We start from the raw sequence: 12,494 nt of genomic DNA, 5'->3' as shown, positions 1-12,494 counted from the left end.
GCGTGCCGACTATGTCTCGTCATACCATGAAGTGTACGCGCCCCGCCTTGCGCCGGGCTGAATGCCTCGAGATAGGTGACGGGCGCGCCGCAGTAGCCGACGCCTGAGCCGCCACAACGAAACACGGGACGCTCGCGCGTCCCGTTCCAATCAGGATGAACCCTGCTCCTGTCGCGTCACGGCAGGCAGAAGACCGAGACCAGCTCCCGGCTGATCGGGCTGTCATCCGGGTGGGAGGGCATGAGGCTCTTCATGTAGCCCCACCACTCCCGGCAGATGGCGGTGTCCGCCACCGCCTCCCAGCGTGCCTCGTCCTCTATCTCGACGTAGGCAAACAGCTGGCAGCTCTTGGAGTCGAGAAAGATGCTGTAGTTGCTGGCCCCATGTGCCTTCAGGGTCTCGGCCAGGGCTGGCCAGATCTCATCGTGACGACGGCGGTATTCCGTCTCGCAGCCGGGGTGAACCGACATCAGAAATGCCTTGCGGATCATCTTGTCGCTCCTCACGCCATGCCCATGCCAACCAGGTTGGCGGCCCCGACGATCACCAGCATGCCGATGCAGAGAATGCGCACCGGGCGCGTCCCTACCCCTTTCCATTCCGCCATCAGCAACCCCACGATCCCACCGCAGAGCACGTAGCCGCTCATGTGCAGCATCCAGTTCACGAAGGAGAGGTGCTCGGGAATGCTGGCCTCACCCCAGGCATAGAAGAAGAACTGCAGGTACCACATGATGCCACCGGTGGCGGCTAGCAGGCCGTTGATCAGCAGGCTCGGCAGTGGCTGGGCCAGATCCTTGCGCAGCGACAGCTCGGGGCGGGTGGCCAGGCGGATGAAGCAGAAGGCCATGTTCACTATGGCACCGCCGCCCATGATGATGCCGTAGCTCGGCAGCATGGCATAGAGCGGGTCTATGCCCAGCGCCAGCGAGGCCTGCTTGATGGGGGCCGCCGCCTCCAGCCCGAAGGCGAAGCCCGACGAGAAGATGCCGCACATGACCGCGAGGCCGAGCCCCTTCCTCAGGTTGAACTCCTTGGTCGCCGTGCCCAGGCTCTGCTCCTTCTGGTGGCCGGCCCAGGTGACGATGCCGATGCCCACCAGGGCGACCAGCACTCCCAACAGGGTGATCTGGCCGCTGGAGGTGCTGATCAGAGTGCCAAACTCGCCGCGCAGAATGGGGGGCATCAGGGTGCCGACCACCAGGGTGACCCCGATGGCGATGCCGATGCCGAGGGACATGCCGAGGTAGCGCATGGTGAGGCCATAGTTGACGTTGCCGACGCCCCACATGGCGCCGAACAGGAACATGCCCCAGAACGCCTTGCTGTCCACCACGCTGTAGAAGGAGGCGAAGTCCTCGATCAGCAGGGAGGTGACGAACCAGGGCAGCAGGATCCAGGAGAAGAGGCCGGCCAGGGCCCAAGTCGTCTCCCACGACCATTTCTTGACCTTGCTGAGGGGGGCATAGAAGGAGGCGGCGGAGGCGGCGCCAACCAGGTGCCAACCGATTCCTGATGCGATAGCAGACATAAGATCTTCCTTGTATGGGTACGATTGTGTTGCGGCTGACCGCCGGGGGAAAGCGTTCCGGCGGGCTACCGAGCTGTTTTTGTTGTTTTTATGACACCCGGCACAGGCCGGGTGCCTGATGCCCCATCAGCGACGCGCCGACAGCACCTCGGTCTCATAACCCTTGACCACCGCCAGCCAGTCGGTACCGACCGGTACCCCTTCCTGAGCACAGGCATAGTCCCAGACCGCCTGCCAGGGCAGGCTGCGGGTCTCTTCCATCAGGGCGAGACGGGTGGCGTAATCCCCCTGCTGCTCGGCCTGACGCAGCAGGGCTATGGGTTCGATCAGGGCGCGCAGCAGCGCCTTCTTCATGTTGCGGGTGCCGATGACCCAGGCCGCGATACGGTTGATGGAGGCATCGAAGAAGTCGAGCCCGACATGCACCCGCGCCAGCAGATCGTTGCGCACTATCTCGTTGGCGATGGCCTGGGTCTCGTCATCCAGCAGCACCACGTGGTCGCTGTCCCAGCGCACCGGGCGGCTGACGTGCAGCAGCAGGTGGCGAACGAACAGGGAGGCCGCGCTGATCTTGTCGCTGATGACCTCGGTGGGGTGGAAGTGGCCGGCATCCAGGCAGAGCGCGATGTCACGGGAGCTGGCATAGCCCAGGTAGAACTCGTTCGAGCCGACGGTGTAGGACTCGGCACCTATGCCGAACAGCTTGCTCTCCACCGCATCGATGTGATGGGCCTCGTCCAGCGGCTCGGCCAACACCTCGTCCAGGGCGGCCATCAGGCGTTGGCGGGGTCCCAGCCGGTCGGCGGGCAGATCCTTCATGCCGTCCGGGATCCAGATGTTCATCACCGAGGGGGTGCCCAGCGCCTGGCCGAAGGAGGCGGAGACGCGGCGGCTGGCCTTGCAGTGATCGATCCAGAAGCGGCGGATCTCGGGGTCCGGGTGCGCCAGTGTCATGCCATCGGCGCTCAGCGGGTGAGAGAAGCAGCTGGGGTTGAAATCGAGCCCAATCCCCTTCGCCTTGGCCCAGTTCACCCAGTTGGCGAAGTGCTTCGGCTCTATCTGGTCGCGCGCCACCGGGACCTCGGACTCCAGGTAGATGGCGTGCAGGTTGAGGCGTTTGGCCCCGGGGATCAGCGACATCGCCAGGTCGAGATCCCGTCGCAGCTCGGTGGCGTTGCGGGCCTTGCCCGGGTAGTTGCCGGTCGCCTGGATGCCGCCGGTCAGATCGCCGGCCTCGGCCTCGAAGCCACCAACGTCATCCCCCTGCCAGCAGTGCATGGAGACGGGAATGGTGGCCAGGGTCGCCAGCGCCTGGTCGACGTCGACGCCGAGCGCGGCATATTGCTGTTTGGCCAGGGCGAAGGCGGTTTCAATATTCGGGTTCATACAACTTCCTCGATTAAGGTATCTGAATGGCTGTGCGCACAGAGCGCGGCAAAGTGTTTCCGGTGGCGATCCAGCTGCGGGATCTCACGGGGTTCCAGGGTTTCGATGCGGGTGTTGTGGCGGATCAGCCGGCGCACGTCCGCCAGATCCTGCAAGAGGCCCAGCCCCTTGAGCTGCCAGCCGATGTTGCCGAGCGCCGAGGCCTCCACCGGCCCGGTCAGCACGGTGCGCTGGCAGATGTCGGCGCAGAGGCGGTTGAGCAGTTGATTCTGGGAGCCCCCCCCGACGATGTGCAGTGTCGTGATGGGCTCGCCGGTGACGGCCTCCAGCTCGCCAAGCACCCGGTCGTAGCAGAGCGCCAGGCTGTCCAGCACGCAGCGCACCAGCTCCCCCGCCGTCTGCGGCTTGCCCTGCCCCGTCACCTGACAGAACTGCTGGATCGCCGTACGCATGCAGGGGGGATTGAGGAAGCGCTCATCGTTGGGGTGGATAAGGTAGGCGAAGGGCCTGACCTGCTCGGCCTGTGCCACCAGGGTGGCGAAGCTCTGGCTGGGCCACAGTGCCTGCAGCCGCTGCACCAGCCAGAGCCCCATGACGTTCTTGAGCAGACGCCAGGTGCCCTCCACCCCCCCTTCGTTGGTCAGGTTGGCCGCCTCTGCGGCCTCGTCGGTGATAGGGGCCTGGCGCTCGACCCCGACCAGTGACCAGGTGCCGGAGCTGATGTAGGCGGCCCCACTCCCGGCCAGCGGGGTGGCGACTATGGCCGAGCCGGTGTCGTGGGTCGCCGGCAGGATGACGCTGACCTGATGGCCGGAGGGGCTGGTCCAGTGCCCCAGCCGGGTGCCGGGGGCCGTGATGGGTTGCAGCCAGTTGGCCCCCTCCCCGATCAGCGCCAGCAGCTCGGGATCCCAGTCACGGCTGCGGGCGTTGACCAGCTGACTGGTGGAGGCATTGGTGAATTCGCAGCTCAGCTCGCCGCTCAGGCGGTAGTGCAGGTAGTCCGGGATCAGCAGCAGGCGGGCGGCCTGGGCCAGCCAGGCTGGCTGCTCGTCAAGCAGCGCCCGGATCTGGTACAGGCTGTTGAACTTCAGAAACTGGATGCCGCTGCGGCGGTAGATGGCCTCCCGTGGCAACTGCTGCCACAGCCGCTCCGGCACGCCGTCGGTGCGATCGTCGCGATAGGCCACCGCCTCGCCGAGCATCTTGCCGGCCGCATCCAGCAGCACGAAGTCGACGCCCCAGGCGTCGATGCCGACCGCGTCGAGTCGCACACCGGCGGCATCGATTTTTTCCAGCCCGTGCAGAATGTTGGAGAAGAGGCGCTCCGGCTCCCAGCAATCCTGCCCGTCGATCTGCACCATGCCGTTGGCAAAGCGGTGCATCTCCTGCATGGCGATATCTTGTGTGACCGGATCATAGCGGGCCCATATTACTCGCCCGCTGGAGGCACCCAAATCCACTGCTGCAATATTGACTGACATCGAATCGACTCCATAATTCTCGATGTCGTCACTTTATGTTTCTGAATTATTCGCCACCTTTCTCCCAAGGCCATAAAAAAGGAACGACTGGCATAAAAATCGAGAAAGTCCGTTGCCGATATAAAACTGTGAGTCAGTTCAAATTTAATTTCCATGGCAGGAAACAATTGAAGCTGGCCGTTAAATAAATAACCGGATAACTGTGAAAGGCCTCACGGAAAACACTCTGCCAATTTGACCCTGCTCCCTCTATGCGCGTATTCACTGAGCATCCCTTCATGAAGAGCCTGATCATGTTTCGTCTGCAGCAGACCGACTTCTTTGACCAGAACCGGATCATCAGCGTGTTACCGCGTGCCCCTCAGGAACCCTTCCCGGAGCACTGCCATTCGTTTCATGAATTGGTGCTGATCAAGTCTGGCTGCGCCATCCACATCACGGACGGCAGTGCGGTACACATCAGCCGGGGCAGCGTGTTCTACCTGCGGGAGGACGATGCCCACATGTTCGATCAGATGAAGGATCTCTGCCTGACCAATGTGCTGTTCCGGCCAGAAGGATTCCACCTTGCCGGCGATCTGGAGCAGATGCTGCAGACCAGCTGCCACCCGGGGAGCGGGGTGCTGCGCCTGCCCGCCCATCTGCAGGCCCATAGCGAGACCCTGCTGGGCCAGATAGCGCAGGAGAGCGATCGGCGGGATGCCTGCTCTCCGGTGATGATCGAGGCCCTGTTCAGCCAGCTGGCGGTGCTGCTCTGGCGCACCCAACAACGCGCCCTGACCGGCGAGCAGGGGGAGGCCGATCAGGCGCGGCTGTCGTCCCTCATCAGCTATCTCGACGAAAATTATCGGGAAGAGATCGACTGGAGTGAATTATCCGAGCGCTTCACCATTCCGCTGCGCACCCTGAATCGGAAAATACAGGAACACACGGGTTTGACGCCCAATAACTATCTTGGCCGGCTCAGATTATGCCGCGCCTCCTGGTTGCTCAGTCATACCGAAAAATCCGTGACCGAGATCGCGTTCGAAAGCGGATTCAATGATGGGAATTATTTTTCCAGCAAGTTTCACCATGTATTTGAAGCGACCCCACTGCAATATCGAAAGCGCTATAAATAATCTTCAGCTCACTGCCAATATATTATTTATGCTGGCTGTCTCTTCAAGGTTATCCGCCCTGACAGGCTTAATATCTCCCTAATTTCATTCCCAAGGAGATATTGATCATGAGCTTCACACTCTGTTTGCCCCAACTCAGCCTCTCGGGCCGCGGCGCCATCCAGGATCTGGTCGTGCTGATGAGCCAGCAACCCGCCCGCCGACCACTGATAGTGACCGAGCAGGCGCTGCTGACGTTCGGCCTGCTGGATGGTCTGCTCGCCGCCTTGCGCGATCAGGGGTTCAACCCGGTGATCTTCGACGGCGTCCTGGCCAACCCGACCGACAGGGTCGTCGAGGCGGCGCTGGCGAGCTGGCAGGAGGGAGATTGTGATGCCCTCATCGGCTTTGGCGGCGGCAGCGCCATGGACACCGCCAAGGCAATCCGCGCCCTGGTGGCCAACCCCGGCAAGCCGATCCATGCGTTCGAGGGGATCGGCAAGGTCATCCACCGCGGCCCCTTCATGGCGTGCGTCAGCACCACCTCGGGCACGGCCGCCGAGGTGACCAGCAACGCGGTGATCACCGACACCGGGCGCAAGGTGAAGATGGTCATCATAGATCCGGCCCTGATCCCGGAGGTGGCGGTCAACGATCCGACCCTGATGACAGGGCTGCCGGCCGCCGTGACCGCCGCCACCGGCATGGACGCGCTGACCCATGCCATCGAGGCTTATGTCTCCATCGGCGCCCACGTGCTGACCGATCACTCGGCCCTCGCCGCCATCCGGCTGATCGCCGAATACCTGCCGCAGGCGGTGGCAGACGGCCAGGATCTCACCGCCCGCGAGATGATGGCGCACGGCCAGTTCCTCGCCGGCATGGCGTTCAACAGCGCCGGGCTCGGCTATGTGCACTCGTTGGCACACCAGCCGGGCGCCACCCATAACCTGCCCCACGGTGTCTGCAATGCCATACTGCTGCCGGTGGTCTGCGCGTTCAACCTGCAGGTCAGGATGGCGCGCTTCGCCGAGATAGCGGCCGCCATGGGGGTCGACACCGGCGCCCTGAGCGAGGAGGCCGCCGCCCACGCCGCCATCGAGGCCATAAGGGCGCTCTCCAGCCGGGTCGGCATCCCCTCCGGCCTGCGTGAGCTCGGCATCCGGCCAGAGGATCTGCCGGGCTGGGTCGATGCAGCCGAAGCCGACCCCTGCTCCGGCTGCGCGCCGAGACCGGCCAGCAAGGCCGAGCTGCTGGCGCTCTATCAGGCCGCCTTCTGAGCCAGGCCCCTAGCCAATCGCACTCGCTACGCCGCCTGCCCAGGGCGGCGTTTTTACAGCCCATTTCCCGCTTCTTGAAAATCCGGCCAACTCCTCCCCGGCCTTGGCTGCCTCGTTGAGGCCCGCCTCGCCGGCCCCCGCTACAGTGGCTCCAGCTTCACAATGCGAGTAGAGGGAATGATGCAGCAGATTGAATTCAATGCGGCCGTGCTGGCTGAAATCGAGAAGGTGGTCGAGGTGTCCGCCTACCTGTGGCAACGGGAGTGGGCCGAGCGCAATGGCGGCAACATCTCGGTCGATCTCACCGACATCTTCGGGCCGGCGCCGACCGATCTGAGCGGCTATCCCCACTGCCCGCTCTCCATGGTGGGCGGTGAGGGGGCCTTCCCGGCCGACAGCGCCGGTCACCTGTTCTTCGTCAAGGGCACCGGCGAGCGGATCCGCGAGCTGCGCAACCCGGATCTCGCGGGCTGTGTCTTGCGGATCGATGACGAGGCCCGCGGCTATCACATCCTGTGGGGCGGCCGCGGCCTGCACGACTACCGGCCGACCAGCGAGTTCATCTCCCACGTGGAGATCATCATGGACAAGCAACGCCGGGGCGCCGCCGACCGCTGCGTGGTACACACCCACCCGCTGGAGCTGATCGCCCTCTCCCACCATCCGCGTTACGCCCGCGACAGCGCGTCCTACACCCATGCCTGCTGGAAGATGCTGCCGGAAGTGCGCGCCTTCGTGCCCCGCGGCATCGCAGTGGTGCCCTACTGCATGCCCGGCAGCCAGACCATGGCGGACGGCACCACCGCCGCCCTGCGCCAGCATGATGTGGCGATCTGGGAGAAGCACGGCGCCGTGGCCACCGGCATCGATGCGCTGATGGCATTCGACTTCGTCGACGTGGCGAACAAGGGCGCCAAGCTGCACCTGATGTGCCTCGCCAGCGGCTTCGAACCTGAAGGGGTCAGCGCGCGGGACATGCAGGAGCTGCAGGAGACGTTCGGCCTCTAAACGTCAGCCGACTGTGTCACCGCCCAAGCCCCTGCCCACGCAGGGGCTTGTTGCTTCCGACTCTTTGCAACCTCCCTCCCTATACTTCAGCGACCATCCCCGCTGGCCCGCCCGGTACCCCGGTCCATTCGAGAGAGGAGAAGTCCCTTGTTGCGACTGCTTGCACTGCTGCTGATCTGCCTGGTGACCCCGGTACGGGCGCTGACCCTGGTGCCGCTGGTGGACGGGCTGGCCCACCCCTGGGGGCTGGCCTTCCTGCCCGGGGGGGAGCTGCTGATCAGCGAGCGCCCCGGCCGCCTGCTGCGCATCGATGCCAAAGGCCAGCGCCACGTCATCGCCGGCCTGCCGCCCATCGCCAACGCGGGCCAGGGTGGCCTGCTCGATCTCGCCCTGGACCAGGAGGGCTGGCTCTATCTGAGCTACAGCGAGCCCGGCGAGGGGGGCGCCGGCACCGCCGTGGCCAGGGCCCGGCTGCAGAAAGACAGCCTGGTCGACTGGCAACTGCTGTTTCGTCAGGTGCCCAAGGTCGCCGGCGGCGCCCACTTCGGCTCCCGTCTGCTGCTGACCGATGACGGCTACCTCTACATCACCCTGGGGGATCGCTTCACCGAGCGGGAGCGGGCCCAAAGCCTGGACAACCACCTCGGTAAGACGGTGCGCCTGCACCGGGATGGCCGGGTTCCCGTCGACAACCCTTTCGTCAAGGAGCCGGGCGCCCTGCCCGAGATCTGGAGCCTGGGCCATCGCAACATGCAGGGGGCGGCACTGCGCCCCGGCAACCAGCAGTTCTGGGCCCACGAGCACGGCCCCCAGGGCGGGGACGAGGTCAACCTCATCCTGCCCGGCCGCAACTACGGCTGGCCCAAAGTGACCTTCGGCGAGGAGTATGGCGGCGGCAAGATAGGCTCGGGCACGGCGGCGGCGGGCATGGTGTCACCGCTCTGGGTCTGGGTCCCCTCCATCGCCCCCTCGGGCATGACCTTCTATGGAGGCGAGCTGTTCAAGGCATGGCAGGGGGATCTGTTCGTCGGCGCCCTGCGCGGCCAGGCCCTGTTGCGCCTGCGCCTGGCGGGGGACAAGATCCTCTCGGAGGAGCGGCTGCTGACCGATCTCGGGGAAAGGATCCGCACCGTCAAGGAGGGGCCGGACGGTGCCCTTTATCTATTGACCGATGCCGGCAACGGCCGCCTGCTCAAGCTGATCCCCTGACGATGGAAGCTGGGCCGAGCGGCACCTTGCCTGCCAAGGAGAGACGATGAACAAGCTGTGATTGATCACTTGGGGCCAGGGATAGACCGACGATAGGTATCGCACCGAGCACTAGGGGTTATCGGCAGGCCCGCCTAAGAGGCCGCAGCCAAGGGAGGGCCAGTCTGCTAGACTGGCCCTCTTTTTTTATTCATCTTGCAAAGGAGTGTCGGATGTCTGCTGTTTCCTGGTGGGACAAGTCCACCGGACTGGCCCTGGTCACCATACTGCTGTGGGCCTCGCTCGCGGCGCTCACCTCCCGGATCACCAGCGTCTCGCCGCTGGTGCTGGTGGGGCTGGTGCTGTTCTTCTGCGGCGCGGGTGCCCTGCCGTTCTGGCGCCAGTGGCGGGCCCGCCCCGTCACCTGGCTGGTGACCATCACGGCCCTGCTGCTCTACCACCTGCTGCTGTTCATGAGCTTTCGCCACGCCCCCGTGCTGGAGGCGAACCTCATCAACTACCTGTGGCCGCTGTGCATCATTTTGTTCACACCGCTGCTGTTGCCGGGTCATCCGCTGCATCCGCATCACCTGCTGGCCGGGGCGCTCGGCCTCGCCGGCTCTGTGCTGGTGATGGTCGATGGCAAGCTGCAGCTGCAGCAGACTCACCTGCCGGGCTACCTGCTGGCACTCGGCGCAGCCATCGTCTGGGGCGCCTACTCCGTGCTCTCCCGCCGCCTGCCCCCCGCCCCCGCCGTGGTCACGGCCGCCGCCTGCCTGCCCGCCGGGCTGCTGGCGCTGCTGCTCGCCTGGGGGTTGGAGGGGCCGCTGCCGCTAGGCCAGATCCCGCAGGCAGACTGGCTGCTCATCGTGGGGCTGGCACTCGGCCCCATGGGGGCGGCCTTCGTCACCTGGTACCTGGCGCTGCGGGACGGGGATCCGCGCCGCATCGGCGCGCTGGCCTATCTGACGCCGCTCTTGAGCACCCTGCTGCTGGTCTGGCTCAACGGCGAGCAGCTCACCCCGCGCCATCTGCTGGCGGGGGCCCTCATCATGGGCGGCGCCCTGCTCGGCCTGCTGGCCCGCTCCCCCAAGGCTGGCAAGGCCCCCGCTTCCCTGTCATAAAAACGCCATCACTCCTGCTTAAGCTCGCGCCATCGCGTGGTTCAAGCAGGAATCTGATGTGAAAATAGCCCATTACGCCACCCTCTCCTCCCTCGTTCTGCTGCTGGTCGCCGGCGTACAAGCCGCCGCCCTGTTTCATGGCTGGCAGCGACTCCAGCATACCGAGCAAGCCCAGCGCCAGCACGAGCGCCTGCAGCAGCAACTGACCGGCCCGCTGCAGGGCAAGTTGCGCGACTACCTCGACAGCGGCGACCCGCTGCGCCTGGCCGAAGCCCAGGGGATCCGCAAGCAGGCGCTCAGCCAGCTGGCGCGGCAGGAAGCGTCACCGAGCGCCCCGTTGCGCACCCTGCTCGAGCGGATGGGGGCACGCATCGACGGCGATTACCTGGCAGCGGGCAAGCTCTCCGGCAACCGCGAGTGGCTGCTGCAAAATGCCGAGAACGAGCTGACCGCCCACGCCAAGGCCCTGCTGCACTATGGCCAGCAGGGCGCGGCTGGGGCGGATCCTGCCAGCGCCGCTCGATACCGCCAGGGAGCGGCCGATATACTGGCGAGCCTGCCGGGACTGGCCCACCGGCGCCAGACCTACATGACACAGGCCAGCCCCGCGCTGCTGACCGGCTTGCAATTCGAGCTGGCCGCCCTGCAAAAACAGGCGGACAACCTGACCAGGCTGCCGCCGCTCGGGCTGTTTGAGGAGGCGCCGGCCGACGACTTCAGCCTGGGGGAGCCGGTGCGTCATGAGCTTGGCGAACAGCCGCGCAGCGAGCTGGTCTCCCTGCTCAAGCGCTACCTGCAGGAGCTGGACAACAGCCGCAAGGCGTTGCAACAGCAGCAATCGGCCCGCCAGAGGGTGCAACAGGATATTGAACAGTTGCTGCAGGCCGGCAGCCAGATGGGGGAGCGACTCGCCGCCGCCCGGCAGGATGTGAACCGGGAGCTCGCCACCATCCTCGGCTCCCTGGCGCTCTGCCTGGTGATAGTGGCCCTGCTGTTTGCGCTGGTGCAGCGGCGCTGGCTGGTCAGGCCCCTGCTGCAGCTGCGCGGCGCCTTCCTGCAGCTCGATGCCACCGGCGAGGCGCAACTGCTGCCGGCGGGGCGCGAGCGCAACGAGCTGGGGGACATAGTCGCGAGTTACAACCGCCTGATCCTGCGCCTGCAGCAGGATCAGCAACAGAAGGCGAGCCAGCTGTCGAGCGTCTCCCTGAGCCTGCAGGAGATGGTGGATCAGGTGCAGGAGATCCATCACAGCACCCGCACCACGGAGCAGGTGGTGGACGAGAGCGACAGCATGATGAACGAGCTGAACCAGCTCGCCAGCGAGGTACACCTGGTGGCCGCCGAGATAGCGCAGCACGCCCAGCACAACGGAACACTCCATGAGCCAGAGCGAGCGGCTGGTGGGGGGTATGCTGGCCGCCACCGCCCAGACCGGCCTCGCCATCGACGAGAGCAGTGGCGCCCTGGTGCAGCTCAAGCGTTCGGTGGACGACGTGACCGCCATCGTCGATGTCATCGGCCACATCGCCCAGCAGACCAACCTGCTGGCGCTCAACGCCGCCATAGAGGCGGCCCGCGCCGGCGAGCAGGGACGCGGTTTCGCGGTGGTCGCCGACGAGGTACGCCACCTGTCAGCCGACACCCAGCGCTCCCTCGGCCAGATCACCGAGATCCTGGCGCGCCTCACCCAGGCGGGGGATCAGCTCGCGACCGTGCTGAGCCGCATCACCAGCGAGGCCAGCGGCCAGCGCCAGCAGGCCGAGCAACTGCGCCAGACCACCCAGAAGGTGCGGGAGATGGCACGCAGCACCGCCGTCATCGCCCTGCAGGGGGCCGACAACGCCAGGAGCCAGGAGCACCGGCTGGCCAGCTTCGCCGCCCTGATCGGCCGCATCAGCCAGCACGCCCGCCAGGGCAGCCAGCTCTCGGTGCAGGTGTCGCAACACATTCACCACCAGGCCCAGCGGATCCCCCGCATCCTGGGTCAGGCTTGAGCGGGTCATCCGGGTCTGGGCCGAGCCTGGCATAGGCCCGGCCAGAACCGCCCATCCAGACCTGATTTAAGCCGCCAAACCGAGCCGCCCCCGCGCGGCTCGGGCCTGCGCCCCCCCTTGCAGCAGGCCTGCTCGCCCATGTCCAGGCTCAGCCCGCACCTCCCATCCGAGCCCGATCCGCTCCCCTCGCAAATGGGCGCATAACGACACCCTTCGATCGCCTTCTCTCGCCCCCGGCGTTCGGCATATCTTTTTTTGTGACACAAAATTATCTGTTACCACCAGGTTAACAAAGAAAGTTCTGCCTTCAGCGCGAGATCCGGGCACGACAACGGGGAATCCCGCGTGATAACGCTGTCATCGCCGCCATGAGAGGGCTGGGAGTGCCCACACCAAGAATCA

The 12,494-nt window shown here is 65.4% G+C and carries 9 protein-coding genes and 1 pseudogene; 6 read left to right on the top strand and 4 right to left on the bottom strand.

Translation table 11 applies throughout. The features are described 5' to 3' along the window. Positions 1–176: 176 nt before the first annotated feature. The 4 genes from rhaM to rhaB all read right to left on the bottom strand — a co-directional run bounded on the left by rhaM (position 177) and on the right by rhaB (position 4,398). Positions 177–491 carry an L-rhamnose mutarotase gene (gene rhaM, locus KW821_RS13565; RefSeq protein ID WP_033130190.1) on the bottom strand — a complete coding sequence of 105 codons (315 nt, stop codon included), beginning with the start codon at positions 489–491 and terminating at the stop codon, positions 177–179. An 11-nt stretch (positions 492–502) separates the two neighbouring features. After that, the gene (gene rhaT / locus KW821_RS13560) at positions 503–1,531 is read right to left on the bottom strand and encodes an L-rhamnose/proton symporter RhaT (RefSeq protein ID WP_218291809.1); all 1,029 of its coding nucleotides are present in this window, start codon (positions 1,529–1,531) and stop codon (positions 503–505) included. A 126-nt stretch (positions 1,532–1,657) separates the two neighbouring features. Beyond that, a complete protein-coding gene (locus KW821_RS13555) occupies positions 1,658–2,917 on the bottom strand; it encodes an L-rhamnose isomerase (RefSeq protein ID WP_218291808.1) in 1,260 nt (419 codons plus the stop codon). Continuing rightward, positions 2,914–4,398, bottom strand: a complete 1,485-nt coding sequence (rhaB, locus tag KW821_RS13550) for a rhamnulokinase (RefSeq protein WP_218291807.1) — start codon at positions 4,396–4,398, stop codon at positions 2,914–2,916. The genes KW821_RS13555 and rhaB overlap by 4 nt, the downstream gene beginning before the upstream one ends. Before the next feature lie 278 nt (positions 4,399–4,676). Here rhaB and KW821_RS13545 point away from each other — a divergent pair, with 278 nt between their 5' ends. From KW821_RS13545 to KW821_RS13520, 6 genes and pseudogenes are all read left to right on the top strand, one after another. Further along, positions 4,677–5,519, top strand: coding sequence for a helix-turn-helix domain-containing protein (locus tag KW821_RS13545; RefSeq protein WP_052100909.1), 843 nt, complete (start codon positions 4,677–4,679; stop codon positions 5,517–5,519). Positions 5,520–5,626: 107 nt separating this feature from the next. After that, on the top strand, positions 5,627–6,778 hold the full coding sequence (locus KW821_RS13540; protein ID WP_218291806.1) for an iron-containing alcohol dehydrogenase: 1,152 nt from the start codon (positions 5,627–5,629) through the stop codon (positions 6,776–6,778). Positions 6,779–6,958: 180 nt separating this feature from the next. Then, a complete protein-coding gene (rhaD, locus tag KW821_RS13535; protein ID WP_033130217.1) occupies positions 6,959–7,786 on the top strand; it encodes a rhamnulose-1-phosphate aldolase in 828 nt (275 codons plus the stop codon). A gap of 147 nt (positions 7,787–7,933) precedes the next feature. Beyond that, positions 7,934–8,995 carry a PQQ-dependent sugar dehydrogenase gene (locus tag KW821_RS13530; RefSeq protein WP_218291805.1) on the top strand — a complete coding sequence of 354 codons (1,062 nt, stop codon included), beginning with the start codon at positions 7,934–7,936 and terminating at the stop codon, positions 8,993–8,995. A gap of 212 nt (positions 8,996–9,207) precedes the next feature. Further along, entirely contained in the window at positions 9,208–10,098 is an 891-nt protein-coding gene (locus tag KW821_RS13525; RefSeq protein ID WP_218291804.1) for a DMT family transporter, read from the top strand. Between the two features lie 58 nt (positions 10,099–10,156). After that, positions 10,157–12,092 (top strand): annotated as a pseudogene (locus KW821_RS13520) (methyl-accepting chemotaxis protein). The last annotated feature ends 402 nt before the right edge of the window (positions 12,093–12,494 follow it).

The organism is Aeromonas sp. sif2416 (assembly GCF_019218665.1).
In the GTDB taxonomy this organism is placed as follows: domain Bacteria; phylum Pseudomonadota; class Gammaproteobacteria; order Enterobacterales; family Aeromonadaceae; genus Aeromonas; species Aeromonas encheleia.
Note: the sequence above shows the minus strand (reverse complement) of the source record. Positions and strands in the feature narration are given on the sequence as shown.

Excerpts from the sequence above, each read along its gene's own strand:
- rhaD (WP_033130217.1), top strand. The coding sequence starts at position 6,959 with ATGCAGCAGATTGAATTCAATGCGGCCGTGCTGGCTGAAATCGAGAAG.
- rhaM (WP_033130190.1), bottom strand. The coding sequence starts at position 491 with ATGATCCGCAAGGCATTTCTGATGTCGGTTCACCCCGGCTGCGAGACG.
- KW821_RS13525 (WP_218291804.1), top strand. The coding sequence starts at position 9,208 with ATGTCTGCTGTTTCCTGGTGGGACAAGTCCACCGGACTGGCCCTGGTC.
- KW821_RS13540 (WP_218291806.1), top strand. The coding sequence starts at position 5,627 with ATGAGCTTCACACTCTGTTTGCCCCAACTCAGCCTCTCGGGCCGCGGC.
- rhaT (WP_218291809.1), bottom strand. The coding sequence starts at position 1,531 with ATGTCTGCTATCGCATCAGGAATCGGTTGGCACCTGGTTGGCGCCGCC.
- rhaB (WP_218291807.1), bottom strand. The coding sequence starts at position 4,398 with ATGTCAGTCAATATTGCAGCAGTGGATTTGGGTGCCTCCAGCGGGCGA.
- KW821_RS13555 (WP_218291808.1), bottom strand. The coding sequence starts at position 2,917 with ATGAACCCGAATATTGAAACCGCCTTCGCCCTGGCCAAACAGCAATAT.
- KW821_RS13545 (WP_052100909.1), top strand. The coding sequence starts at position 4,677 with ATGAAGAGCCTGATCATGTTTCGTCTGCAGCAGACCGACTTCTTTGAC.